The organism is Sphingomonas zeicaulis (assembly GCF_050433225.1).
Classification (GTDB): Bacteria; Pseudomonadota; Alphaproteobacteria; order Sphingomonadales; family Sphingomonadaceae; genus Sphingomonas_D; species Sphingomonas_D zeicaulis.
Map to the genome: position 1 here is coordinate 114,835 of NZ_JBNPXQ010000004.1, position 26,405 is coordinate 141,239.

21 protein-coding genes are annotated in these 26,405 nt (G+C 68.1%); 11 read left to right on the top strand and 10 right to left on the bottom strand.

Going from position 1 to position 26,405, the window contains the following annotated elements:
• The first annotated feature begins 97 nt into the window (after positions 1-97).
• The 4 genes from FHS96_RS15790 to FHS96_RS15805 are packed head-to-tail and all read left to right on the top strand — an operon-like array spanning position 98 to position 4,026.
• Complete coding sequence (locus FHS96_RS15790) at positions 98-1,357, top strand: NupC/NupG family nucleoside CNT transporter (RefSeq protein ID WP_429593439.1); 1,260 nt, start codon at positions 98-100, stop codon at positions 1,355-1,357.
• A gap of 10 nt (positions 1,358-1,367) precedes the next feature.
• Complete coding sequence (locus FHS96_RS15795; RefSeq protein WP_429593442.1) at positions 1,368-2,030, top strand: beta/alpha barrel domain-containing protein; 663 nt, start codon at positions 1,368-1,370, stop codon at positions 2,028-2,030.
• Positions 2,030-2,992: a nucleoside hydrolase gene (locus FHS96_RS15800; protein WP_429593445.1), complete on the top strand. Its 963-nt coding sequence runs from the start codon at positions 2,030-2,032 to the stop codon at positions 2,990-2,992. The genes FHS96_RS15795 and FHS96_RS15800 overlap by 1 nt, the downstream gene beginning before the upstream one ends.
• Positions 2,989-4,026, top strand: coding sequence for an esterase-like activity of phytase family protein (locus FHS96_RS15805; RefSeq protein WP_429593447.1), 1,038 nt, complete (start codon positions 2,989-2,991; stop codon positions 4,024-4,026). Before FHS96_RS15800 ends, FHS96_RS15805 begins: the two co-directional genes overlap by 4 nt.
• Before the next feature lie 179 nt (positions 4,027-4,205).
• Here the strand turns inward: FHS96_RS15805 and FHS96_RS15810 are convergent, their stop codons facing one another.
• Positions 4,206-6,578, bottom strand: a complete 2,373-nt coding sequence (locus FHS96_RS15810) for a TonB-dependent receptor (protein WP_429593450.1) — start codon at positions 6,576-6,578, stop codon at positions 4,206-4,208.
• A gap of 128 nt (positions 6,579-6,706) precedes the next feature.
• Here FHS96_RS15810 and FHS96_RS15815 point away from each other — a divergent pair, with 128 nt between their 5' ends.
• A complete protein-coding gene (locus tag FHS96_RS15815) occupies positions 6,707-7,531 on the top strand; it encodes a carbohydrate kinase family protein (protein WP_429593453.1) in 825 nt (274 codons plus the stop codon).
• Between the two features lie 218 nt (positions 7,532-7,749).
• Complete coding sequence (locus FHS96_RS15820; protein ID WP_429593456.1) at positions 7,750-10,248, top strand: PAS domain-containing protein; 2,499 nt, start codon at positions 7,750-7,752, stop codon at positions 10,246-10,248.
• Positions 10,249-10,300: 52 nt separating this feature from the next.
• Here the strand turns inward: FHS96_RS15820 and FHS96_RS15825 are convergent, their stop codons facing one another.
• Positions 10,301-10,594 (bottom strand): YciI family protein, encoded by a 294-nt coding sequence (locus tag FHS96_RS15825; protein WP_429593459.1) that lies wholly within the window; start codon positions 10,592-10,594, stop codon positions 10,301-10,303.
• Between the two features lie 141 nt (positions 10,595-10,735).
• On the opposite strand from FHS96_RS15825, the gene FHS96_RS15830 reads away from it, so the two are divergent.
• Together FHS96_RS15830 and FHS96_RS15835 are read left to right on the top strand one after the other, a co-directional pair.
• The gene (locus FHS96_RS15830) at positions 10,736-11,914 is read left to right on the top strand and encodes a hypothetical protein (RefSeq protein WP_429593462.1); all 1,179 of its coding nucleotides are present in this window, start codon (positions 10,736-10,738) and stop codon (positions 11,912-11,914) included.
• A gap of 104 nt (positions 11,915-12,018) precedes the next feature.
• Entirely contained in the window at positions 12,019-13,674 is a 1,656-nt protein-coding gene (locus tag FHS96_RS15835; RefSeq protein ID WP_429593465.1) for a GGDEF domain-containing protein, read from the top strand.
• Between the two features lie 40 nt (positions 13,675-13,714).
• On the opposite strand, the gene FHS96_RS15840 is transcribed toward FHS96_RS15835, so the two are convergent.
• The 7 genes from FHS96_RS15840 to FHS96_RS15870 form a co-directional block, all read right to left on the bottom strand.
• Positions 13,715-14,083: a hypothetical protein gene (locus FHS96_RS15840; RefSeq protein ID WP_429593468.1), complete on the bottom strand. Its 369-nt coding sequence runs from the start codon at positions 14,081-14,083 to the stop codon at positions 13,715-13,717.
• 84 nt (positions 14,084-14,167) lie between these two features.
• Entirely contained in the window at positions 14,168-15,265 is a 1,098-nt protein-coding gene (locus FHS96_RS15845) for an endonuclease/exonuclease/phosphatase family protein (RefSeq protein WP_429593471.1), read from the bottom strand.
• Positions 15,266-15,310: 45 nt separating this feature from the next.
• The gene (locus tag FHS96_RS15850) at positions 15,311-16,432 is read right to left on the bottom strand and encodes a zinc-binding dehydrogenase (protein ID WP_429593474.1); all 1,122 of its coding nucleotides are present in this window, start codon (positions 16,430-16,432) and stop codon (positions 15,311-15,313) included.
• Between the two features lie 26 nt (positions 16,433-16,458).
• On the bottom strand, positions 16,459-18,123 hold the full coding sequence (recN, locus tag FHS96_RS15855; protein WP_429593477.1) for a DNA repair protein RecN: 1,665 nt from the start codon (positions 18,121-18,123) through the stop codon (positions 16,459-16,461).
• 52 nt (positions 18,124-18,175) lie between these two features.
• A complete protein-coding gene (locus FHS96_RS15860; RefSeq protein ID WP_429593480.1) occupies positions 18,176-18,952 on the bottom strand; it encodes an outer membrane protein assembly factor BamD in 777 nt (258 codons plus the stop codon).
• 53 nt (positions 18,953-19,005) lie between these two features.
• Entirely contained in the window at positions 19,006-19,470 is a 465-nt protein-coding gene (gene ruvX / locus FHS96_RS15865; protein ID WP_429593483.1) for a Holliday junction resolvase RuvX, read from the bottom strand.
• Entirely contained in the window at positions 19,467-20,633 is a 1,167-nt protein-coding gene (locus tag FHS96_RS15870) for a DUF3089 domain-containing protein (RefSeq protein ID WP_429593486.1), read from the bottom strand. Before FHS96_RS15870 ends, ruvX begins: the two co-directional genes overlap by 4 nt.
• 216 nt (positions 20,634-20,849) lie before the next feature.
• Between FHS96_RS15870 and FHS96_RS15875 the strand changes: the two genes are divergently transcribed.
• Complete coding sequence (locus FHS96_RS15875; protein ID WP_429593489.1) at positions 20,850-22,577, top strand: DUF4153 domain-containing protein; 1,728 nt, start codon at positions 20,850-20,852, stop codon at positions 22,575-22,577.
• Positions 22,578-22,709: 132 nt separating this feature from the next.
• On the opposite strand, the gene ftsH is transcribed toward FHS96_RS15875, so the two are convergent.
• Positions 22,710-24,611 carry an ATP-dependent zinc metalloprotease FtsH gene (gene ftsH / locus FHS96_RS15880; protein WP_429594104.1) on the bottom strand — a complete coding sequence of 634 codons (1,902 nt, stop codon included), beginning with the start codon at positions 24,609-24,611 and terminating at the stop codon, positions 22,710-22,712.
• 200 nt (positions 24,612-24,811) lie between these two features.
• Here ftsH and FHS96_RS15885 point away from each other — a divergent pair, with 200 nt between their 5' ends.
• Positions 24,812-25,225: a hypothetical protein gene (locus FHS96_RS15885; RefSeq protein WP_429593492.1), complete on the top strand. Its 414-nt coding sequence runs from the start codon at positions 24,812-24,814 to the stop codon at positions 25,223-25,225.
• Positions 25,222-26,355: an extracellular catalytic domain type 1 short-chain-length polyhydroxyalkanoate depolymerase gene (locus tag FHS96_RS15890; protein ID WP_429593494.1), complete on the top strand. Its 1,134-nt coding sequence runs from the start codon at positions 25,222-25,224 to the stop codon at positions 26,353-26,355. Before FHS96_RS15885 ends, FHS96_RS15890 begins: the two co-directional genes overlap by 4 nt.
• Positions 26,356-26,405: the final 50 nt, after the last annotated feature.

A 26,405-nucleotide genomic window follows, 5' to 3' on the forward strand; every position in this document is an offset into this window, starting at 1 on the left:
TTAGACGCTCGCCTTTACCGCGAGAATAGAAGATGCAGCCTCGCGCGGTTGACAGCGGGGACAATTAAAGTGAAACGTTTCATAATGGAAGCGCTTCATGGCTGAGATTCTGCGGGCCGGTGGGGGCGTAGCGCTGTTTCTGGTCGCGGCGTGGGCGCTGGCGGGGTTCCGCCGTGCCTTCGGCTGGCGGCTGCTCGCCTCCGGGCTGCTCGCGCAGATCCTGCTGGCGGCTCTGCTCACCCGCATCCCCGCGGTCGAGCGCGGCTTTCGCTCGCTGGCGGGCGGGGTGGAGGCGTTGCAGGTCGCCTCGGCGACCGGCGCGCAATTCGTGTTCGGCTATCTCGCCGGCGGGCCATCGCCCTTCGCGATCACCAACCCGGCGGCGTCGACCTTCGTCTTTGGGCTTCAGGCGCTGCCCGCCATCCTGCTGGTCGGCGCGCTCTCGGCGCTGCTGTGGCACTGGGGGCCGCTCAGGCTGCTGGTGCGCGGATCGTCCTGGCTGTTCACCCGGCTGTTCGGGGTCAGCGGGCCGGTCGGCGTCTCCACCTCCGCCTGCATCTTCCTCGGCATGATCGAGGCGCCGCTGCTGATCCGGCCGCTGCTGCCGCGGCTCAGCCGGGGCGAATTGTTCATCCTGATGGTCGACGGGCTCTCGGTGATCGGCGGATCGATGATGATCGTGCTCGGCCTGCTGATGGAGCGCCGGCTGCCCGGCGCGTTCGGCCATATCCTGGCCGCGACCTTGATCAGCACGCCGATGGCGATCGCGATGGCGCGCGCGATCGTGCCGCCGGAACCGGCCGCGGCGGAGGACGAGGCGGTGGCGCTCACCAGCCCTTATCGCAGCGGGCTCGACGCGATGGTGCAGGGCACGCTCGGCGCGGTGAAGATGGCGGTGAACATCGCCGCGCTGCTGATCGCCTTCATCGGCACGGTCGCGCTGATCGACATGATCCTCGCCAACCTCGTCGTCGGCGGCGCGCCGCTCGCCACCGGCCGCATCCTCGGCTGGGTCTTCACCCCCGTCGCCTGGGCGATGGGCTTTCCGGCGGGCGACGTGCCCACCGCCGCGCAACTGCTCGGCACCAAGGTCGCGCTCAACGAGGTGATCGCTTATGGCAAGCTCGTCGCGATGCCGATCGACGCGGTCAGTGCCAAGGGCGTGCTGATGCTCACCTATGCGCTGGGCAGCTTCGGCAATATCGGCAGCGTCGCGATATTGCTCGGCGCGATGACCGCGATGGCGCCCGAACGCAGCGCCGACATCGTTTCGCTCGGCCTGCGCGCGCTTGCCGCCGCCTTCCTCACCACCTGCCTGTCGGCGACGATCGTCGGCATCCTCCACACCCTCGTCTGACGGAGCCCGCATGATCCAGCCCCCCGCCTTCATCGCGTTCACCGGCGTCGATCGCGCCGATCTGCTGCCCGGCCTCCAGGCCCTGTCGGCGCGCTACCCGATCGAATGGGGGCTGCTCGTCGATCCCGCGCGCGAGGGCGAGGCGCTGTTTCCCGGTGGCGACGTGCGGCGGACCTTGCTGGCGGCGGACGGGCTGCGCTGGGCGGCGCATGTCTGCGGCGCGCATGCCCGTGCGATCGTTGCGGATCCCGATGGCGCGGATCGCGCGCCTGCCGGCGTCCAGCGCGTGCAGGTCAATCACGGCTTCAGCGGCAGCGACGCGGCGCAGACCGCCGCCGCCGCGCGCTTCGGCCGCCGCCACGGCGTGCGCACCGTGCTGCAATGCACTGGCGCCTTCCCGGCGGATCCCGGTGTCGACTGGCTGTTCGACGTGTCGTTCGGCACCGGTGTGCGGCCCGACGCATGGCCGGTGCTCGCAGCGGACGGGCCGTTCTGCGGCTATTCGGGCGGAATCGGGCCGGATACGGTGGCGGAGGTGCTGGAAAGGATCGCCGCGCCCGCCGGCGCGCTCTACTGGATCGACATGGAATCGCGCATCCGCACCGATGGCTGGCTCGATCTCGCGAAGTGCGAGGCGGTGTGCCGCGCCGTCTATGGCGCGGGGGCGGCGTGATGACGAAGCTGATCTTCGACACCGATCCCGGTATCGACGATGCGATGGCGCTGCTGCTGATCGCTGCCAGTCCCACGCTCGATCTGGTCGGCATCACCACCGTGTTCGGCAATGCCCATGTCGATATCACCACGCGCAACGCGCAGTATCTGTGCGAGCGCTTCGGCATCGCCGCGCCCGTGCGGCGCGGCGCGGAAGCGCCGATCGCCAGCCCGCGTCGGCCGTCGCCCGCGCATGTCCATGGCGAGAACGGCCTCGGCGATGTCGACCTCACCGGCTTCGCCGCGCCCGCGCCCGATGGCGAGGATGCGGCGGAGTTCATCATCCGCATGGCGCGCGCCTATCCGGGTGAGATCAGCCTCGTCGCGGTGGCGCCGCTCACCAACCTCGCGCTGGCGCTGCAGCGCGCGCCGGACCTGCCCGATCTGATCGCGGAGGTGGTGCTGATGGGCGGCGCGTTCGGCCATGGCCCCAGGCGCGGCAATGTCTCTCCGGTTGCCGAGGCCAATATCGCCAATGATCCCGAGGCGGCGGACTTGGTGTTCACCGCCGGCTGGCCGGTCACCGCGGTCGGGCTGGACGTGACCATGCAATGCGTGCTGCGCGACGCCAGCGCGGCGCGATTGGCGACGGAGGGCGGCGATGCGGGCGCCTTCCTCCACGCGATCTCGCGCGGCTATGCCGACATGTATCGCCGCCACGACGGGTTCGATGGCTGCGCGATGCACGATGCCGCCGCGGTGCTGCGGCTGAGCGATCCGGACCTGTTCGAAACGGTCTCCGGCCCGATCCGCGTCGCCACCGAGGGCATCGCGCGCGGCCAGACCATCCAGCGCCCGCTCGACCAAAGCTTCCCGCCGGGCGCGTGGGATGGCTTTCCCGCGCAGCGCGTGTGCAGCACGGTGGTGCCGGGCGCGGTCGAGCGGATCTTCATGGATCGGCTGCTGGCGCGCGGCCGGTGAGGAGCCTCGGCCTGCTCGTTCTACTGCTGCTGGCGACCACGACACCCGCCAGCGCCGAACTGGCTCTGCGCTTCGCCGGCCGCAGCACGGTCATGCCGCGCGATCCCGTGCTGGCGAAGGATTTCGGCGGCATTTCGGGCGTCGATCGTGACGCGCGCGGGCGCTGGTATCTGATCAGCGACGACCGCTCCGAACGCGCGCCGGCGCGCTTCTACACCGCGCGTTTCCGCATCCGCCGCGGCCAGCCGCAACTCGACGTACGCGGCAGCGTGACGTTGCGCGATGCGGCGGGGGCACCGTTCGTCGCGGACGGCCGCACCGGCGAGAAGGTCGATGCGGAATCGATCCGCGTGTGGGGGCGCGACCTGATCTGGTCGAGCGAGGGCGATCCGGCCAATGGCACCGACCCCGCCGTGCGCCGCATGGGCCGCGACGGCCGCGAACGCGCGCGCATCGCGCTGCCCGCCGAATTGCGCTTCGATCCCGACAAGCGCCACGGCGCGCGCAAGAACCAGACGGTGGAGGGGCTGGCGCTCACCCCGTCGGGCGCGCTGTGGGTCTCGATGGAAGGCCCGCTCTATGAAGACGGCCCGGCCGCCAGCGCGACGCAGGGCGCGCTGCTGCGCTTCACCCGCATCGCCCGCGACGGCACGACCCGCCAGATCCGCTACCGCACCGATCCCGACCCGGTGGCCGGCAGCGGCCGCCGATCGGACATCGGCGTCTCCGAAATCCTGCCGCTGGGGGAGGACCAACTGCTGGTGCTGGAACGCGCCGGGGCGGAAGGGGTGGATGGCAAATGGGGCTTCCACTGCCGGCTCTATCTGATCGACACCACGGGCACGGGGGAGGTTGCGAAGCGGCTGCTGATCGATTTCGACAGCGTGCCCGGCGGCACGCCGGGCAATCTCGAGGCGCTGGCCTGGGCGCCGAAGGGCCGCGACCGGCAGGGGCGGCTGGTGGTGATGGCGGACAATAATTTCGTCGAGGGCGATCCGACGACGTTGCTGATGTTCGAGGTGGTGAGGCGGTAAGCGGGGCGCTTGGGAAGGGCGCCGAACCGCCCCTCTCCCCTAGGGGGAGAGGTTGGGTGAGGGCCAGATCGGGCGCAGCACGATCTGGGGAATGCGCAGCATTCCGGAGCTGACCTGACAACGCTCTACGCTTGGCGCGACTCCCCCTCTCCCCGGAGGGGAGAGGGAGCTTTCATGGCTCAGAACGACGCCCGCATCGACACCGTCCACGTCCGCGGCGCACCGATGAAATACCGATCCAAGGTCCGCCCCGGCAGCCCGAATTCCGGCTGCGTTGCGGTCGAGCTGGAGACCGCCCCGATATACGCCTCGTCGAAGATATTATCGACATTGGCCTGTAGCAGCAGCCCGCTGAACGGCCCGAAGCCCGGCACCTTGTAGCTCGCGACCGCGCCGAACACGGTATAGTCGGCCAGTTCCTCTACCCCCACTTCGGCGAAAGTCGTGGGTGCCACGATATGGCCGCCGACGCGCTTGCCGACATAGCGGCCGGTGACGCTCAGCTTGGCGCCCTCGAACGGCGCCAGGCCGATCTGGCCGAACAGGCTGTGCTTCGGAATGTCGCGAACCCGCGCGCCACCGATCACGCCGACCGCGGCCAGCTGCGCGCGCTCGGCGCTGCCCATGGCGGGGTCGTCATGCTTCGCGTCGGCATAGGAATAGGCGAGATAGGCGTCGAACGGGCCGACATCGCCCAGCAACGTCACCTCGACGCCGCGGGTGCGGGTGCCGCGGATGTTGGCGGCGCGGGTGGCGACATTGCCGCGGACGATCTCGTCGGGATCGACCACGGTCGGGTCGCGCGGCACGATGCCGATATTGTTCTTCAGCTTGACCGAATAGCCCTGGATCGAGGCGGCGAAATGCCGTGTCGAATAGCGGATGCCGAGATCCCAATTCTCGGTCTCGATCGGATCGAGATCGCCCGGCGCGATCACCGCGGTGGAACCGAGAAAGGCGTCTTCGGGGATGCCCGCGAAGTTCTGCGCATAGCCGCCGAACAGTTCCACCCCGCGCATCGGCTTCAGGCTGACGCCGATCTTGGGGTTGATCCCCGAATCCTGAGAAAAGCTGACCGACGCGGCATATTCCAGCGGTGAGCGCGCCTTGTAGCGGATGTCGAACCAGGTGATGCCGGCGTCGACGCGCAGCAGATCGGGGATGATCTCCACCTGATCCTGCGCATAGAGCATCAACGTCTCGATCGTCGCCGAGCGGGCATATTCGACATAGTTGAGGCGCGCGCGATCATAGGCGATGCCGCTGATCGGATCGAGCACGCGGTAGAAACGGCGCTCCTCATCCGAATCGCCGCCTTCCCACCAGCCGCCGACGCGCAGATTGTGGCCGGCGATCAGGCCGTCGGCGCGCAGCTCGGCGGACGCGCCATAGCGTTCGCGGTTGCGCGGGGTGATGCGCATGTCGGCGGGGCCACCCACCGCATTGCTGTTGCGCAAGGTGGTCAGCGCCGGGCGGATCGCGCCGCCATTGGCGTTGTAGCCGGTCACCGCATAGGGATCGGTGCCGGCGAGCTGCCGGGCGCGATCCTGGTATCGATAGGATTCGCCCTTCAACTCCTGATAATAGGGGTTCACCGACAGCGAGACCTGGTCGGTCAGGTTCACCCGCGCGTTGACATAGGCGAGCAGATCCTCGCGTGTGCCGCCAAGCGCGCCGCCAAAGTCGACGTCTTGCGCGGGAATGCCGGTGATCGCATCGCGCGCACGATCGTTGCGCGGATCGGCGCGGAATTCGCCCAAGGTGATGATGTTGAAATCATTGTCGCGCTGGTTGTTGTAGCTCACCCGCGCCTTCACGAAGGAGCCATCGTCCCAGGTCTTGACCAGCTTGGCCTCGGCATGGTCGCGATAGGAGGAACGGCTGTCGCGCCCCGCCCACACGTCGTTCGCCTGGTTGGAGAAGCTGACATAGCCGGTCAGCCCCTTGGCGATCTCACCGCTGTCAACGCGGAAATAGGTGCGGTGGAAATCATAGGAGCCATAGCCCGCCTCAACCCGGCCGCCGGCCTGGGGCAGCGGATCATCGGTCTGGAAATCGATGAAGCCGCCCAGCGCAAAGCGGGAGGGGGCGCCGATATCGCCGGCGCTCTGCGACACGGTGATGCGGCCGATATTGCTTGGCTCGATGAAGCGCTGCGGCGGCGATCCGCCGTTGAAGCGCGCGTCACCGGTCGGCACGCCATCGACGGTGAGGCCGATCTGTTCCTTGTTGAGCCCGCGCAGATAGAGTTCGAACGAGAAGCTGCCGCCGCGCGCATCGCCGGTGGAGATCTGCACGCCCGGCACCTTGGCGAGGCTCTGGGTGATGTCAGCACCCAACGGCCGTTCCTCGATATCCTCGCGGGAGAGGATCGCGGTGGCGCGGCTGCGGCCCGCGCCGATGCGCTCGGCGGTGACGACGATGTCGTCGGGCGCCTCCGCCTGCGGTTCGCCGCCCGCCTGCTGGGCGAAGGCCGGCGTCGCCGCGATCAGCGCGGTGCCGGCCGTCAGCGCTGCCATCGGCGCGCTGCGATATCGGTTACAAATCATCATTCTCCCCACTCCCTGTTGCTGGCCGATGCCGCTAGCCTCTCCAGATTACGGGATTATGAAACGTTTAATCTTGACGTTCATTCGCATGCCGGCGAGGCTGCGGCAAGGGCTTTGGCAGAGGGCGCGTAATGATCGAGGCGGTGGTGAGCGGCTATGCGACACTGGACTATGTCGTGGCCGCCGGCGGCGAACCCGCGGCGCGCGGAACGAGCGCGGCACGGCTGGTGCCGGGCGCCTGGCCGCGCGCAGGCGGGGCGCCGCTCTATGCCGGCGCGCAGCTCGCCGCGATGGGCGTCGTCACCACGCCGCTGGTGACGGTGGGGGAGGATCTCCACGCCGCAGCCTATCGCAGCGCCTGCGCAATGGCGGGGCTGGCGGCGGACGGCATCGCCACCATCGCCGGCGGACGCAGCACCGCCTGCCTGCTCATCCATCATGACGATGGCAGCTATCGCTGCTTCCTCGATCCCGGCAGCCCGGCGGAAACGCTGAGTGCCGCGCAGGTTGCGGCGCTGACGGGGGCGTCGCTCGTCGTCGTCGCGGCAGGGGAGCCCGCGATCACCGCCTCGCTGCTCGACCGGCTGGCGCCGCACCAGCGGCTTGCATGGATCGTCAAGGCGGACCCGGCCTGCTTCCCACCAGTGCTTGCGGCGCGGCTGGCGGCGCGCGCCGATCTGGTGTTCGCCAATGCCGGCGAACGCGGCTTCCTCGGCGCGGCGCGGCGGGCCGGTCAGATCCGCGTCGAGACAGATGGCATGCGTCCCATCCGCATTGCCGACGACGCGGGCACGCACAGCGTCGCGATCACTGCGGTCGAAAGCGGCGATGCGACAGGGGCGGGAGACAGTTTCGCCGGGCGCTTCCTCGGCGCATGGCTGCGCGGCGCATCGCCCGATGCGGCGGCGCAGGCGGCAGCCGCCGCCGTCGCCAACCTTCTGCGCGCGCGGGAATGACAGGGCGCCGCAGCGGGCCGTGCCGAGAGCGGGGCGTTCCCGCAGATGGATGCGCCCCGCCGCCCCTGTGGCTATCTCGCGCCGTACCATGCGGCTGACCGGCGAGCCCAACCGAGGGACTGGCGATTCCGGACAAGTCCTTGTGCATCCGTCGCATTCTGTAGCGTTCGCCGCAGGCACCTGATAGGCAGCCAACCGGGGGCAGGCAGTCTGAGGCGATGACCAGTACGACCGGAATGACCGACCCGCAGCCCGTCAGCGATCCGCGCGAAAGCGCGCGGCTCGCTGCGCTGGAACGGTACGAGATCCTCGATACCGCGCCCGAGCCCGAGTTCGACGAGGTCGCGCGGCTTGCCGCGGATCTGTGCGCGGCGCCGATCGCGATCATCAATCTCGTCGGCGATCGCCGGCAATTCTTCAAGGCCGAGGTCGGGCTCGGCGTACGCGAGATGCCGTTCGAAACCTCGATCTGCGCCCATGCCATCCGCGAGGAAGATTTCCTGCTTGTGCCGGATACGGCACTGGATGCCCGCTTCGCGATGAATCCGCTGGTGACCGGCGCCCCGGGGCTGCGCTTCTATGCGGGCGCACTGCTCAAGACCGCAGATGGCCTGCCGATCGGCACCTTGTGCGTGCTCGATACGGTGCCGCGCGATCTCGGCGCCGTGCAGGTGCAGGCACTCAGGGTGCTTGCCCGCCAGTTGATGAACCAGCTCGAACTCCGGCTGGCGGCGCGTGAGCGCAACGCGCAGGACGCGCGCTACCGCACCTTGTTCGAAAGCATGGATGAGGGCTTCTGCGTCATCGAGTTCTTCGATGGTCCGCACGGCCCCTTGAGCGACTATATCCATGTCGAGGCCAACGCCGCCTATGCGCTGAACGCGGGCATCCCCAATGTCGTCGGCCAGAAGCTGCGCGAAATGGTGGGGGACGAGGCGGAGGATTGGGTGGCGCGCTATGGCGGTGTGCTGCGCAGCGGGGAGCCGATCCGCTTCGAACGCGAGTTGGAGGCGACCGGCCGCTATCTCTCCTTGTCCGCCTTCCGCATCGAGCCGCCCAGCCGAAAGCAGGTGGCGGTGCTGTTTCAGGATGTCACGGCGCGGCGCCAGGCCGAACTGGCGCTCGTACAATCCAACGCCACGTTGGAGGCGCGCGTCGCCGATGCGCTCGCCGAGCGCAAGTTGTTCGCCGACATCATCGAAAGCACCGATGCCTACGTGCAGGTGCTCGACCGCGAGGGGCGCTGGCTGGCGATCAACGGCGCCGCCTCGGACGAGCTCGAGCGGATGTTCGGCGTGCGGCCGCGCGTGGGAGACAGCCTGTTCGATGCGCTGCCGACGGCTGCGGTGCGCGAACAGGTGCGCGCGCACTGGGCCCGCGCACTGGCGGGCGAGGCCTTTGTGGACGTCACCGGCTATGACGATCCGGCGGGCGGCCGGCGTCATTATGAACTGCGCTTCAACCCTATGCGCGACGCTGAGGGCCGGCTGATCGGCGCCTATCAATTCGCGCACGACGTGACCGAGCGGCTGGAGGAGCAATCCCGGCTCGCGCAGATGGAAGAGGTGCTGCGCCAGGCGCAGAAGATGGAGGCGGTCGGGCAGTTGACCGGCGGCCTCGCGCACGACTTCAACAATCTGCTCGCTGGCATTTCGGGCGCGTTCGAGATGATCGGCGTACGGCTGGCGCAGGGCCGGGTCCGCGAACTCGACAAATATCTTGCCGCCGGCCAGGGCGCGACGCGACGGGCGGCGGCGCTCACCCACCGGCTGCTCGCCTTCGCGCGGCGGCAGACGCTGTCGCCCACCCCGATCATCATCAACCGGCTTGTCGGCGATCTGGTGGAACTGATCCGCCGCACTGTCGGCCCGTCGATCGACGTCGAGACGGTCGCGGCAGCGGGGCTTTGGCCGACATTGGTCGACCCCAACCAACTTGAAAACGCGATCCTCAATCTGTGCATCAACGCGCGCGACGCGATGCCGGGCGGCGGCCGCATCATGATCGAGACCGCCAACAAGTGGATCGATCATCGCACCGCGATCGAGCGCGGGCTGGAACCCGGTCAATATGTCACGGTGTGCGTCAGCGACACCGGCACCGGCATCGATCGCGAGACATTGGCGCGGGTGTTCGACCCCTTCTTCACCACCAAACCCCAGGGTGAGGGCACGGGCCTCGGTTTGTCGATGGTCTATGGCTTCGTCCGCCAGAGCCATGGCCAGGTGCGCATCTATTCTGAGGTCGGGCAGGGCACGATGGTGTGCCTCTATCTGCCGCGCCACCTGGGCGACGTGACCGAGGTCGAGGATGTCGCGGCACGGCTGACGCCGCTGAAGTCGGCCGCGGGCAAGGCCGTGCTGGTGATCGACGACGAGCCCACCGTACGTATGCTGGTGGCGGATGCGCTCACCGAGATGGGCCACGCCTGTGCCGAGGCGTCGGATGGGGCGGAAGGGCTGGCGATGCTGCGCGCGGCGGACCGCATCGACATGCTGATCACCGATGTCGGCCTGCCCGGCGGCATGAACGGCCGACAGGTGGTGGAACAGGCGCGCGCCGAGCGGCCCGGCCTCAAGATATTGTTCATCACCGGCTATGCCGAGAATGCGGTGCTCAACCACGGCCATATTGAACATGGCATGGAAGTGCTGACCAAGCCGTTCGCGATCGACGACCTCAGAATGCGCGTCAATCGCTTGCTGCGCGACGATTGAGGAGAGACTCTTGCCCGCCCCGCGTTTTTTGCGGGGCGGGCAAGCTGGGTCTTTACAGCAGCCCCTGCAGTGTATCCGCTGCAAGCGTTGCCTCGAACGGAATGATCTCCACCGTCGCCAGGCCGTGCTGGTGAAAGGGATCGGCCGCCATCAGCGCCTGAACCGCTTCCAGACTTTCGCCGCGAGCGAAGATGACGCCGCCGGTGCGGGGCACGCGGCGGCCGGCGGCGAGGATCGTGCCGGCGGCGATGCCCTGCTTCAGCCAGTCGCGATGGCCTTCGAGATGCGCGTCCAGTTCCTCCACCGGGCGGACATAGGTGAGGATGGCGAGATAGGTGATGCTCATCGATACTCCCTGACGCGCGGTCGATAGTCTGCCGCGCACACGCCGCCAAGGGGTGATGGCCTGCGCGCCTGTGGCTTGCTATCGCTGGTAGAACGAGCATCCGTCGCAGCGATGCCGGCCGGAGGGCAACGCCTGGTCCACATGACGAGCGATCCGACAACGCAGGCGCCCTGGGGCTGGCAACCCGTGCATGTCGGCACCGAGCGCGATGGCTTGACGATCGATGGGCTCGATATCTGGGCACTTCGCTGGCATGACGCACCGGAGGGGCAATGCTGGCTGCCGCATCCCGCCCATCCCGACCAGCAGCATCTTTTCACGATCCACAGCGTCGAGGACGGGCGGACGGCGACCACCTTCGCCGCGGCGGAAGTGTCCAACGGGGTGTGGGGCTTCTATCGCTGGATCGTGCCGGCGGATGCCGCGGCCGGACGCTCGGCCGATGGCAGCCTGCGCTACCAGCACGATCTCGGCCCCTTCTCAGGCGGACGCTATGATGCGGTTGCGCCTGTCGCGCGCCTTTTTGAAACCGCCGATGGTGCGCCGCTGTTCGATGGCGATGCGTGGACCAGCAGTCGGATCGTGCCTCAGGCGGACGGGGCTCTGCTGCTGGTTCTCAAGATGCATGAGGATGAAACGATCTTCCGGATCGAACCTGCGACCGGCCAGTTCCGCGACCTTGCCGAGCGCGAGGCGTGGCACCCACTGCGCGGGCTGACGGCTGCGGCCGCTGCCGCGCATGAAAAGGCCGAAACGCGACGGGGCAGGTATCTCGATCGCCGCGTCGCGCCAGATGGTTCGATGGTGGTGCTGTGCGCCGCAGCGGAGTGGGCTAACTCCCACTGGGTTGCCTCGCCGCGTGTCATCAGCGTCGCCGATGACGCGGTTCTGCTCGATCTGTGGGGAAACGACTGGGACGCCGCGATCAGCTTTCCCCGCCGCGGCGCCGTCCGGCTTGCCCTGCGCCGCTACACACAGCCGGGCCGTGCCACGCTTGAGCTGGACCTCGCTTCGTCGACCTGCCGTATTGTCGCGCCGGCGGGTGTGGCGTCCGCGAACGCACCGATCGCCCAGGCGCCATCCCTTGCCATGCGCGCAATGCGGTCGGCGGCACCCGCAGCGACGGACATGGCCCGCCCGCCGATGCCCGTGGGCCGCGGCTTCACCGCGCGATCGGCGCGCGTCGCGCTGCTCATCCTCATCGGTGCTGCGGTGGCGGTCGCCGCCATCGTCTTTGTCATCGAAAGCAACCGGCCGCCATCGTCGCAGCGTCTCACGCCCTTGCCCGCCGGACGCCCCACCCTCGAGCGCACCCGCTGAGTGGCGGCCGCCGCGCAGCATCTGCCGACTCGCCAATCGACGAAAATTTTGCCAACGCACGCCCGTGGGGCGGCATTCGACATGCCGCGTGGTGGCGAAGCATGATGTTGTTCCGGTTGGTTTTTCTGCTGGTCGCGCTGATATCCGGGATCGTTTCGGTGCCGGCGTCGGCGGAACGCGTGAACCAGGTTAACCTGGTTCCGGTGCTATGCCACGCGGTGACGCCGCTCGGCAGCGCACCGCCGCCGCCGTCTTCCTATCGCTGCGGCGGCGAACCGAAAAAATATCAGGAAGCAAGCCTGTGGCTGCGCGCCGACGCGGCACCGCTGGGCTTCGCCGCGGGCGATGCCGCGCTGCTGATCCATCAGAGCCGGTTCGATCGGCTGGAGGTGGCCTTCGCCTATCGCGACGGCCATGTGCGGCGGTATGCCGTGACGCGCGGCGATTATGGCGATTATTGGCGTGTCGGCGGCCAACTCGCCTTTGCGGCACCGGCGGGCGATGCGCCTCTGGCAAGCGTGACGATCCGGATCGACCGGCTTTCGGTCTACAATCTGCTGCGCGCGCGGCTGCTCGATCGGGATGGCGCCGCGCAGGAGACCGCGGCGGCCTCCGCGCTGGTCGGCGGTGCGCTGACCTTGCTGCTGCTCGCCGCACTCTACAACCTGCTGCTCGCGATCGCGATGCGCCGCGCCTATCTCGTCTGGCAGGGCGGCTGGGCGCTGTGCATGGTGTTGTGGGGGCTGCTCTGGTCGCAGCTTTCGTTGCTCGCTGTGCCGCAGGTGGCGGGCACACTCGCGTCGCAGATTTGCTCGCTGCTCGCCTGCGTGGCGGTGTTCACCGCGACGATGGCGGCCTTGCTCAGCATCACCGCGGCGCCGCGCTGGCTGCGCTGCCTGCTCGCGTTGGATACCACGATCGTGCTGCTGCTCGGCTTCCCGCTCGCCTTCGCGCGCGAAGGGCCGCTCGAACTGGTCGATGCGCTGCTCGATCCGCTGGTGCTGCTCAACCTGCTGCTGGTGGTCGTGCTGGTGGCGATCGGCTGGCGGCGCGGGCAGGGCGAGGCGCGCGACTTCGCGGTCTCCTGGACCTTGCCGATCCTGTCGCTGACGATGGTTCACCTCTTCGATTTCGGCGACGTGCTGGGCGGCGGATCGCAGATCGCGATCCTGATCGCCTCGGCGCTGCAGACCGTGGTGATCTCGATCGCGGCCACCGTGCGGCTGGCGCGGATCCGCTGGGAACGCGATTCGGCGCGCGCCGCGGAACGCATGCTGATCGACCTCGCCAACCGCGATCCGCTGACCGGCCTGCTCAACCGCCGCGGCTTCGCACAAGGATTTGCAACCCTGCGCAAGGCTTCGGCGACGCCGATCTCATTGCTGCTGATCGACGTCGATCATTTCAAGTCGATCAACGACGGCTTCGGCCATGATGTGGGCGACGAGGTGCTGTGCCGGCTCGCCGCACGGCTGGGCGAGGATGGCCAGTCCCGTCATCTGTCCGGGCGATTGGGCGGCGAGGAATTCGTGATCGCACTGCCCGCCACCGGTTTGGGCGAACTGCGGCTGTTCGCCGAGGAAATGCGGCGTAGCTGCAGCACGCTCGACGTCGCCGACCTGCTCGGCAACCGCCGCCTGACGGTGAGTATCGGCATGGCCCCGGGCGACCGCGACGCCGATTTCGAATCCCTCTACCGCATCGCCGACCAAGCGCTCTACAGCGCCAAGGCGGGCGGGCGGAACCGGGTGGCGGGGTAGGAAATCGTTGTCAGTCGGCAGTTCGCGTCGCGAACAAGCGTCAGGCGGCAGCTGGATGCAATACGCCGACCACGAACAGGATGATCCCGAATATGATGCACGCGCACATGATTCTGAACTGCCATTCCGGATAAAGCGGCATGGCGGGCGTGCCGAGCAGGGCCGCTTGGATCAGGCGCGCCGAGCTGATCTGATACAGGAACCCCATGGCGATCGCGCTCACGAGTAGCGTCCAGGAGGCATAGAACCAACCATTGAGTGCGTCGATGATCGGCTTGCCCTCTTCTATGCCGACGACGGTGCGGATGAAGACGACAGGTAGGACCAGCGCCGCAACAGCGACTTGCGTGCAGTCTTTCGCGATCTGTGACCACCGTTCCATCATGCGAACATAGTTTTCGGTATTCATCCGAATGCCCCCGCCGATGCGCGCATCGGCATCGTGGCATAAAGGTATTCAATCAACCAGACGGGCGGAGTTGAGGTTGCGGATTCAGCGTGTGCCGTCGGCGCCGGGATGTGCCGGCTCGCATCCTGACATCATCCGCGTCTCTGCGCGCCATTCGAGGCGATAGAGCACGCGGAATCCGTCATGGTCGGAGAGCATCGGGCTGCTCTCGCTGCCGTCGAACATCGCCTCCACCCGGATCGGCCGCACCGTCACCTGCGCGCCCGAGGCGAAGAGCTGGAGGTCCTGCGTGTCCATCCAGGGCTCGTCGCCGTCCCACGACATCCGCACGTCGCAGCGGTTGGCGGGATCGGTGCAGAAGCGGTGGACCAGTGCCAGTCGCTGCGAATCCCAGAAGGGCGCGAAGCGTTTGGGGGCGTCGCGCATGTTGAAATCGCCGCCGAAGATCACCGGCAGCGATTGATCCCAGTGGCGGCGCATGAAGATGCCGAGTTCGGCGGTCTCGGCATTGTGCGCAGCGAGGTGGCGCGCGGGCGAGACGCCGGAGGCACCCTGCGAGTTCATGTGCGTGTTGACGATCTGCAGCGGCACCGGCACGCCGGGAATGACGACGCGCGCCAGCATGATGCCCTTGTTGGCAAGGCAGTCGATTCCCGCGCAGGTCGGCCGCGAATAGGGGACGGCGATGCGCTTGACGATCGGATAGCGGCTGGCGACCGCCAGCCCCGAATGCATCAGCCGCAGCCCGATTTCGCCCCTGAACAGCCGCGGCTTGCCCGGCAGGTCGGTATCCGCGCGCACCGGCGCGCGTTGCACGCGCGACGGGCCCGGGGCGATCGCCGGATAGTTGCTGCGTTCCACCGCGCGCGCCGCCGCGTGCGAGAAGGCTTCCTGGAACAAGATGATGTCGGGCGCCTCGCCGGCGCGGCGCAGATCGTCGAGGATCGTGCCAATGCGCTTCAACTTGTCGCTGCGTCCCGATCGCGCCGGCCAGGGCAGCCCCTCGATATTGTAGGTGAGCACGTCCACCGTCGTGCTCATCCGGCCGCCGGGCAGCGCGGTGAGCGGCGCGCGCGGCGCCGCCGCGCAGGCCAAGGTGCGCGGATGGGGCAGGCGCCCGCACGCCGCCAGCGGCAGCAATGCGGCGATCAGCAGCCAGCGGAAGGGGAGGGTGCGTCGCACGCGATCAGCATAGCATGGCGTGGCGGCTCGCACCCCCGCCTTGCCTCAGCCTTTCGACGGATCGATCAGATACTTCTCGCCGGTCGATCGGCGGCCATAGACCGCGACATGCGCGGGTTGCAGCGCCTCCTGCAGCGAGAGCTGCCCCGCATAGGAACTGGCGAAGATAGTCGTCAGATTGTCCGCCACGCGCTGGCGCAGCGCCTGCGTCGCCTCTTTGCCGATCGACTGCAGGAACGGCATCAGCAGCCAGCCGCCGACGCTCCAGCCGAAGCCGAAGCTGCGGTTGATCGTCACCGGGCTCGTGTCGAGCATGCCATACATATAGACCTGCTTGCGCACGTCCGATCCGTAGCGGCTGTAGGCGCCGGTCTGCCGCCGGCCGATCGCCACTTCCATGCAATGCAGGATATCGGACGCCAGCCGGCCGCCGCCGATCGCATCGAAGGCGATCGTCGCGCCGGTCGCCACCAGCGCCTCGGTGAGCTTGTCGCGAAAATTGATGCTGCTGCTGTCGCAGATATATTGCGCGCCGAGGCTGCGCAGCAGTTCCTCCTGTTCGGGCTTGCGGACGATGTTGACCAGCGGCACGCCATCGGCCTGGCACAGCTTGACCAGCATCTGGCCGAGGTTGGAGGCGGCGGCGGTGTGGACGAGCGCGCTATGCCCTTCGCGTCGCATCGTTTCCACCATGCCGAGCGCGGTCATCGGATTGACGTAGCTCGACGCGCCGTCGACCGGATCGGTGCCTTCCGGCAATACCAGGCAGGTGTCGGCCGGCACCACGCGATATTGCGCGTACATCCCGCCGCCTGCCATCGCGACGGTGCGGCCCACCAGATGCGCCACCTCGGCGCCGGCATCGATCACCTCGCCGGCGCCCTCAATGCCGACCGGCATCGACAGTCCCCAGCGGCCCGCCATCGATTCGACACGCGCGTCGGGCACATGCGCCCGCAGGATCGGGCGATCGGGCGTGCCCGCCGCCTGCATCGTCGCCATGTCGGCGGCGCCGAACAGCAGCCCGAGGTCCGAAGGGTTGATCGGTGCCGCCTGCACGCGCACGACCAGTTCGCGCGGGCCGGGGGCGGGGATTTCGACCGTCTCCAGCGTGATTTCCAGCAGTCCGTCCGCCTCGATCCGCGAGCGCAGCTCAAGTCCGTCCATCGCCATCCTCCTCCTGTTGTTGTCGCTCAGGCCGCCTGCAGCAGCCGTGTCGCCTGCGCGCGCGCCTCGTCCGTCACCTCGGCGCCCGAGAGCATGCGCGCGATCTCCTCGCGCCGCGAGGCGGGGTCGAGCGCGTTGACGTTGGTGCGGGTAACGAGGCCGTCGCTGCGCTTGGCGATCAGCAGATGGCCGGCACCCCGGGCCGCGACCTGCGGGCTGTGCGTCACCACCAGCAGCTGCGCCTTGTCCGACAGCCGCGCGAGCCGTTCGCCGATCGCCGAGGCGACCGCGCCGCCGACGCCGCGGTCGATCTCGTCGAAGATCATCGTGTCCGCGCCGCCTTCCTCCGCCAGCGCCACCTTGAGCGCGAGGATGAAGCGGCTGAGCTCACCGCCGCTGGCGATCTTGGCAAGCGCACCGAAGGGCGCGCCGGGATTGGTCGCGATCTCGAATTCCACGCGATCCTTGCCGGCTGGCCCCCAGTGGCTCTCCGGCAGCGTCTCGGCAACCGTGCGGAAGCGCGCGGCGTCGAGCTTGAGCGGCTTGAGTTCGCTCGCGACCGCGGCATCCAGCCGGTTCGCGGCGGCGCGGCGCGTCTTGGACAGAGCATCGGCAGCCGCTTCATAGGCGCGGCGTTTCGCGCTCGCATCCTTCTCCAGCACCGCCAACCCCTCACTGCCCGCCTCGATGCGGGCGTGGCGCGCCTGGAACTCGCGCAGCAGGTCGGACAGGCCGTCGGGGGCGACGCGATGCTTGCGGGCGAGCGCGCGCAGTTCGAACAGCCGCGTCTCCACCGCCTCCAGCCGGGCGGGGTCATAGCGCAGCGCGTCCTCGGCCTGCGCCAGCTTCTCCTCCGCCTCGGATCCCTCGATCACCGCGCGGTCGAGCGCTTCCAGCGCCTCGGCGAGCAAAGGATGCTCGGGGGCGATCCGGTCCAGCCGCCGCGCCGCCTGGCGCAACTGGGCGAGGCCGCCGTCCGATCCGGTGAAGGCGGCCATCACCGTCTCCATATCGTCGGAGAGGCGGGCGCCCTTCTGCATGTCGGTGCGCTCGGCGGCGAGTGCTTCTTCCTCGCCATCCTCGGGCGCGAATTTGGCGAGCTCGTCGATCGCATGGCCCAGCCAGTCGCGATCTGCCTCGGCATTGGCGACGTCGGCACGCGCGGCCTCCAGCGCATCGACCGCGGCGCGCCAATGCTGCCACGCCGCCTCGACCGCGCCGGCATCGCTGCGCGCGAACGCATCGAGCAGCGCGCGGTGGCCGCGGGCGTTGAGCAACCCGCGATCGTCATGCTGGCCATGGATCTCGATCAGCCGTTGGCCGATCTCGCGCAACATGCCCGCCGAGGCCGGCTGGTCGTTGACATAAGCGCGGCTGCCGCCATCCGCCTTGACGATGCGGCGGACGATCAGCGGCTCGCCTGCATCCGCTTCGAGCCCGTTCTCGGCGAGCAGCGCAGCGAGCGGGGTGCCGGCGCCCGGCGACTCGAAGCTGGCGGTCACCACCGCCTGCGCCGCGCCCTGGCGGACCAGCCCGGCCGCGGAGCGCCCGCCCAGCGCCAGCCCCAGCGCATCGAGCAGGATCGATTTGCCCGCGCCCGTCTCACCGGTAAGCACGGTCAGGCCAGCACCGAATTCGAGGTCCAGCGCCTCGATCAGCACGACGTCGCGAATGGCGAGGGCGGTCAGCATCGCCTTGGGTCTAGTGCGGAAATGTGTCGGATGGAATCATCCGACGCAGCAATCAGGCGCCGTGCTTCTGGATCAGCTCATACGCCCGCTGATACCATTTGGTGCCTGGATAGTTCGTCCCCAGCACCGCCGCGGACTTCTTGGCTTCCTCGGGGATGCCCAGCGCCAGATAGGTTTCGGTGAGCCGCATCAGCGCCTCGGGGGCGTGGGTGGTGGTGTCATACTGGTCGATCACCACGCGGAAGCGCACGGAAGCGGCCAGCCACTGCGAACGGCGCTGATAGAAGCGGCCGATCTCCATCTCCTTGCCCGCAAGGTGATCGCGAACGAGGTCCACCTTCAGCCGGGCGTCGGCCGAATAGCGCGAATTGGGATAGCGGCGGATCAGTTCGCCCAGCGCGCCCAGCGCCTGCTGGGTGATCTTCTGGTCGCGCGTCACATCCTCGATCTGCTCATAATAATCGAGCGCGATCAGATAAAGCGCGTAGGGCGCATCCTTGTTGCCCGGGTGGATCGACAGGAAGCGCTGCGCGGAAGAGATCGACTCATTATACTGGCGGGCGAGATAATAGCTGAATGCGCTCATCAGCTGCGCGCGGCGTGCCCAGGGCGAATAGGGGTGCTGGCGCTCCACCTCGTCGAAGAGGGCTGCGGCCAGCTTGTACTGGCCACGGTCGAGCCGGGTCTTCGCCGCGTTGTACAGCGTCTCCACGTCGCGGGCGACATAGCTGGTATCGGCCTTGCCCCGGTTGCGTGCGCAGCCGGCCAGCGGGACGAAGGATGACAGGATCACCGCGGCGGCAACAGGCTTCAACAGGGACGTGCGCATGGCGGGGTCTTAGCCGAGCCTCTGGCCGTCGCCAAGCGGGATAACGCGCGGTTTCAGTTGCCCATCGCCAGCGCGTCGATCGCCCCCTGGAGGATGTAACCGGCGGCCATCTTGTCGACCAGATCCGCCCGCCGCGCGCGGCTCGCATCGGCCTCGATCAGCGTCCGCGTCACCGCCTGCGTCGACCAGCGCTCATCCCACAGCAGCACCGGCAGCCCGAGCGGCGCGAGGTTGCGCGCGAACGCGCGGATCGACTGGGTGCGCGGCGATTCGCTGCCGTCGAGGTTGAGCGGCAGGCCGACGACGATGCCGGCCACCGCCTGCTTGTCCACGATCTCGGTCAGCTTCGCCAGATCGGCGCTGAACTTCGCACGGCGGATCAGTTCCGCCGGGCTCGCGATCATCCATTGCGCGTCGCACAGCGCAACGCCGATCGTCTTGGTGCCGACGTCCAGCCCCATCAGCCGGCCGCCCAGCGGCAGCGCCTCGCGCATCGCCGCGGCAGTGGTGACGATCATCCCTTGCCTCCCAGCCGGCGCAGCAGCTTTTCGATCCCGCGCGGCTGCGCGGCCTCATAGGCCGCGGTCCGCCGCGCCGCGTCGGCGCGGATGTTGGACCAGAACAACGTATAGTCGAACACGTGGAAATTGTTGCCGGGCAGCACATAGGGGCTGTCCATGCTGGCCGGCGGCGGCCCGATAAGCAGGAAGCCGCGCGGATCGCAGCGCGCCGGGATCGTCGCTTTCTCCAAGGTCGCGTCGCTCAGATCCTTGTTGGGGATCAGCGCGCCCAGATTGGCGGTGGCCGGCGCCGAACTGCCCGGCACGCCGGTCAGCGGATTGGTGCACAGCATCGTCGTGCCCTTGCGAGAGCGCCCGTCGAACCCAGCGCTGGCATCATAGGCGCCAACGACCATCGCCGGGTCCGCCGGCTCGGCGAAGCTCTGCCACGAAAGCACGCAGCCCCACTGATCGGCGCGCATGCAGGCGGGCAGCCCCATCGCCGGCAGGTCCGCCGCCATCGACACCGGCCAACCCACGACATAGGCGGCCACCACGCGCCGGGCGAGAGGCGTGCCCGCCACCCGCTCCCGCAGCAGCCGCGTCAGGTGCAGCGATCCCTGGCTGTGCGCTGCCAGCAGGATCGGCTGCTTCGCCGGCGCCTCGGCGAGGAAGCGGTCGAACGCCGCCACGACGTCGCGATAGGCGGCATCGAGCGCGCGCTGCGCCTCCGGCCGGTCGGTCAGGAAGGCGCCGAAAGCGGCCTGGCGATATTTGGGCGCCCACACCGGCCCCAGATGATTGAACGCGCTCGCCTGGCTGCGAATGAACAGCTTCGCGCGGTTCTGCGATTCGGCATCGTCCAGCGGCGCATTCCATTGCGCACGGGTGAGATAGGAGGTGGGGTGGATGAAGAAGATGGAGACCCGGTCGGCCGTCCGCGGTGCCACCCCTTCCGGCAGCCACTGCGCCGGATCGGCAGCGCCCATGCCCGGACGAGCGTGCCACATCCCGGCATCGGCATAAGCCTCGGCCTGTGTCGGCATCTGTTCGACGAATGGCGCCGACGGCACGAACGCCATGCGGAACAATTGCGGCGCGAACAGCCGATAGGCAAAGAGACCGGCGATGGCGAGCACGATCAACCCCGCAAAGACATAAAGGAAGCGGCGCGCGGCCATTCCCCTCTCCATTGTGCAGTGCAGCAACATTGCCGCCTGGAGCAAGTGCGTAGCCGTCAACCGCCCCGTCATGCAAACTATGCCGCGGCGATGGAGCCCGATCGCCACTACCGCTGCACAGGATATGCACCGGATCGGTAAGACATGGTGACCGCGATCACCTGGCAAAACCGATAAGCTGCTAGTCCCAAAGGCAATTCATGCAGGAGCATCCGAATGCACGACAGGGATCAACGCGAAGGCTGGCCGATCCGGCCATGGGTGACGGCGGCGGTCGGCGCGCTCGCCGGTTTCCTGATCTGGATGCTGATGGATGGCCTGCCGCGATCGGTCGACGCGATGGCGCTCAGGGTGGCGGTCTCCGCCGCGATCGGCGCGTCCGCCGCCGCCTTCGCGCTCTGCTATGAACCGCTGCGTGCGCGCTGGGCGCTGATCTTCATCGCGGTGGTTGGGTTCGTCGTCGGCCTCGTGCTCTACTGGAACGGGCCGACCAACAAATGGGGCGATCTGGAAACCTGGCGAAGCGTGTGCGTCGCGCTGGCAGTGGCGATCGCCGCGCCCCTGTTCCAGACGGCGCGCGATCAGGGCGCGCGGCGCTTTCCCTATGTCGAGGTCCATGCCCATGCCTGGACCAATGTGGTGATCTGGTGCGCGGCGTGGCTGTTCGCCGGCATCGTCTTCCTCCTCGCCTTCCTGCTCGCCGCGCTGTTCGACCTGATCGGCATCGATCTGCTCCAGGAAGCGCTCCAGAAGTCCTGGTTCTGGTCCACATTGCTCGGCACCGCATTGGGCGGCGGCGCCGGCCTGCTGCGCGAGCGCGATCGTGTTGTCGGGTTGCTTGAGCGTGTCGTCGTCTCGGTGCTCGCGGTGCTGGCACCGGTGCTTGCCGTCGGGCTGGTGCTGTTCCTGCTGAGCCTGCCCTTCACCGGGCTCACCCCGCTGTGGGCGGCGACGCGCTCGACCACGCCGATCCTGCTCGGCTGCGTGATCGGCGCGCTGATCCTTACCAATGCGGTCATCGGCCATGGCGAGGATCAGGAATCGCGTTTCCCGCCCTTGCGCTGGGCGGCGATCGCGCTCGCGGTGGTGCTGCTGCCCTTCGCGCTGATCGCCGCCGTCTCTACCGGCGCGCGCATCGGCCAATATGGCTTCACGCCGGAACGGCTGTGGGCGCTGACCTTCGTGGTCGTCGCGACGGTCTATGGCGTCGCCTATCTCGTTGCGGTGGTGCGCGGGCGCGCGCTCTGGGCAGGCTTCGCGCGCCCCGCCAATCTGCACCTCGCCTTCGGCCTGTGCGGGCTGGCGCTGTTCCTCTCGACCCCGCTCGCCGCGTTCAACCTGCTGGCGACGCGCGACCAGGTCGCACGACTCAAGGCGGGCAAGGTCTCACCCAGCGAATTCAGTTGGTCGGCGCTGGCGTTCGATTTCGGCGAGCCCGGCCGCGCCGCGCTGCGCCAACTGGCGAAGGCGCCCAACCCGCCCGTGATCCGGGAGCGCGCGGCGAAGGCGCTCGCGTCGGAGAATCGCTATGATCTGAGGCAGGACGAGCAGGACCAGGCGAGCCGCGCGATGCTGCGCAAGCATCTGCGCGTCGTGCCCGCACCGGTGCCGCTGCCCGAGGGGCTGCTCGATGCGTTCGGCGGCATATACGGCGTCGACGATCAGGACGTGTTCGTCCTGCTCTACCGCGCGGGAGACGATCAGGCGGTGCTGATCCGCAGCCAGTGCGAGAATTGCCAGCCCAACACCCAGGCGGTCACGCGGAGCCCGGACGGCAAGTGGGTGCTGCAGAACAACATCATCTCCGCGGACTCCCAGGATCCCGCAGCGGTCGTCCGCGAGGCCCTTCGCACGGCAGCGCCGGACCGGATCGAGGTGCGCGAGGTCAAGCGGAAGCAGGTGTTCGTGAACGGCAAGCCGGTGGGGAGGCTGCTGGGGGAGTGATCGAAAATCTCCTCCCCGAGCAGAACTCGGGGAGGATATTTCGACCTCCAACTGCTCCCCGCACTCACCCCCATACGAAAACGGGCGGCGCCTTTCGGCACCGCCCGTTCTTTTTCAACCTTGTCCGAAACGTCAGGCGCCCTGCGGCCTCGCATCGCCCCAGCCGCCGGGGCGGCGGGTCTTGGGGATGGAGGTGCCGGCCGGCTTGACCAGCGCGGGGCCGGCGGCGCCGGGATTGTCGCGACCGATATCCTCGCCCGCCAGCATCCGCTTGATCTCGTCACCGCTCAGCGTCTCATATTCGAGCAGCGCGATAGCGAGCTTGTGCAGTTCGTCGATGTGCTCGGTCAGGATCTCCTTGGCGCGATCGAGGCCGCCCTCGACGATGCGCTTGATCTCCGAATCAATGAGCTGCGCGGTCTGGTTGGACATGCTGTTCCGCGAGCCCATCGAATAGCCCAGATAGCTCTGGTCATCATCGCTATACTGCACGGGGCCGACCGCGTCGGACATGCCCCAGCGCGTCACCATGTCGCGCGCCAGCGAGGTCGCACTCTGGATGTCGCCCGAGGCGCCGCTGGAGACCTTGTCGTAACCGAAGATGACTTCCTCGGCGACGCGGCCGCCCATCGCCACCGACAGGTTCGCGTACATCTTGTCGCGATGATAGCTGTAGCTGTCGCGCTCCGGCAGGCGCATCACCATGCCCAGTGCGCGACCGCGCGGGATGATCGTCGCCTTGTGGATCGGGTCCGAAGCGGGCTCGTGCAGCGCCACGATCGCGTGACCGGCCTCGTGATAGGCGGTCATCCGCTTCTCATCCTCGGTCATCACCATCGACTTGCGCTCGGCGCCCATCAGCACCTTGTCCTTCGCAGCCTCGAACTCGCTCATCGCGACGAGGCGCTTGCCGCGGCGCGCGGCCAGCAGCGCCGCCTCGTTGACGAGGTTGGCGAGGTCGGCGCCCGAGAAGCCCGGCGTGCCGCGCGCGATCACGCGGGCGTCCACGTCCGGCGCCAGCGGCACCTTCTTCATGTGGACCTGCAGGATCTTGATGCGGCCCTCGATGTCCGGGCGCGGCACCACGACCTGGCGGTCGAAGCGGCCCGGGCGCAGCAGCGCGGGATCGAGCACGTCGGGGCGGTTGGTCGCCGCGATGATGATGATGCCTTCGTTCGCCTCGAAGCCGTCCATTTCGACGAGCAGCTGGTTCAGCGTCTGCTCGCGCTCGTCATTCTGGTTGCCGAGGCCTGCGCCGCGGCTGCGGCCGACCGCGTCGATCTCGTCGATGAAGACGATGCACGGCGCATTCTTCTTCGCCTGCTCGAACATGTCGCGGACGCGGCTGGCACCGACGCCGACGAACATCTCGACGAAGTCCGAACCCGAAATCGTGAAGAAGGGCACATTCGCTTCACCCGCGATCGCGCGGGCGAGCAGGGTCTTGCCGGTACCCGGCGAACCGACCAGCAGCGCACCCTTCGGAATCTTGCCGCCCAGCCGCGCGAACTTCGACGGATCCTTCAGGAACTCGACGATTTCCTGCAATTCCTCGCGCGCCTCGTCGATGCCGGCGACGTCGTCGAAGGTGACGCGGCCATGCTTTTCGGTGAGCATCTTGGCGCGGCTCTTGCCGAAGCCCATCGCTCCCGAGCCGCTGCCCTTCTGCATCTGCCGGATCACGAAAAAGGCGATGCCCAGGATCAGGATGAACGGCAGCGCCTGGTACAGCAGCAGCAGCCAGAAGCTCGGCGATTCGGCCGGCTTGGCGGTGAACCGCACATTCTTGGCATAGAGACGCTCGGTCAGCTGCGGATCGTTCGGTGCGAGCGTGCGGAACTGCTCGCCGTTCGAGAGCGTGCCGCTGACGGAACCCTCGGAGATATCGACCTGCTTGACCGATCCCTCATCCACCTTGGCGAGGAATTCGGAATAGGCGATCGTCTTGCCCGCGCCCTGCGTCGGCCGGTCGAACATCGATACGAACAGGGCCAGCGCAACGAGGATGCCCACCCAGATCAGCAGGCTCTTCATCCAGGGGTTGGTTTCCGGTTCCTTGTCTTCGTTCACGCCAGAATCTCCGCTCTTCAACGGTCAAGATAGGCGATGGCGGATTAATGACAATGGAACGGCGCCAGAATCCCTGAATCCGGCGGCGGTTGCCGCTTACAGAGGCCTTGAACCGAGAGCCCTGACATCCATATACCATCCACACGGATGGTAAGGAGCAGTGCGTGGGACAGGTACAGGAGCTTCGCCCAAAGGCGGACAGTGAGAAGATCACGATCAATCTGGGGTTTGTCGACCTCGGCCATGTCGACCTGCTGGTGCGCGACGGCTTCTATTCGAACCGCACCGATTTCATCCGCACCGCGATCCGCAACCAGCTTGAGCGTCACCGCGAAGCCGCGGAAAAATCGGTTGTCCGCAAGCAGCTCGATCTCGGCATCAGCCATTTCTCGCGGGAGCGGCTGGAGGCGGTGCGCGCCGCTGGCGAGACGCTGGAGATCCGCGTGCTCGGTCTCGCGACGATTGCGCCCGACGTGTCGGCGGAACTCGCCCGCGCCACGATCGCATCGCTGACGGTGCTTGGTGCATTTCACGCCAGCCCTGCGGTCAAGGCGGCGCTGGCGGAGCGCATCGCATGAGCCGGCAGGGGGAAGGGATGGCCGCGTTCCAGTCGTCAATGGCTGAGGCGCTGCGCCTCGTTCGCGCCGGCCGAATCGGCCAGGCGACGGTGCTGCTGCGTTCGACGATCGGCATGGGACCGGCCATGCCGCAGGCGCCGCAGCCGGAACCGCACGCCGCGCCGGCCCCGCCGCCGGGGGAAGCGGGCGACGTGATCGATCTCGAACCCCATCATGTCTCCTATGCGCCGCCCCGCGCGCCCGAAACCGAACCTGCGCCCCGGCACGCGGCCGAGCCCGAAGCCGTGCCGAGCTTTGAGGAGCGGCTGCACAAGGGGCGGAGCGGGGTGCTTGCTTACCGGCTCTATCGTCCGGCGGGCGCCACCGCGGGCATGCCGTTGGTGGTGATGCTGCACGGCTGCACCCAGTCTCCGGAGGATTTCGCCGCCGGCACCGGCATGAATGCGCTTGCCGACGAGCTGGGTTTCCTCGTCGCCTATCCGCGCCAGACGCAGGCGGCGAACGCGCAGAAATGCTGGAACTGGTTCAATCCCGGCGACCAGCAGCGCGATCGCGGCGAGCCGGCGCTGATCGCCGGGCTTACCCGTGAGATACTGGCGAAGGAGGGCGCCGATCCGGATCGCGTCTATGTCGCCGGCTTGTCGGCCGGTGGGGCCGCGGCGGCGATCATGGCGGCGACTTATCCGGACCTCTACGCGGCGGTCGGCATCCATTCGGGCCTTGCCTGCGGCGCCGCGCGCGATCTGCCGAGCGCGCTGATGGCGATGAAGCGCGGCGGTGGCGGGATGAAGGCGGGCGGCCAGCCCTTCGTGCCGCTGATCAGCTTCCATGGCGACCGCGACATGGTGGTGCATGAGGTCAACGCCGGCGAAATCGTCGCCGCAGCCACCGCGGCGGCCGGCACACCGCTGGAGGTGCGACACGAAACCGGCGTCAGTCCGTCCGGCCGCCGCTATCGGCGTGACCTCAGCCGCGATGCCGAAGGACGGACGGTGATCGAGCGCTGGACGCTCGCGGGCGCCGGCCACGCCTGGTCCGGCGGCGATGCGGCCGGCAGCTATACCGATCCGGCCGGGCCGGACGCGTCGCGTGAGATGCTGCGCTTCTTTCTGCAGCATCGAAAGCCGTGAGGCCCCCCGGCTTGCGCCGGAGGGCCTCCAGGCCTCTCGTCAATTGACGA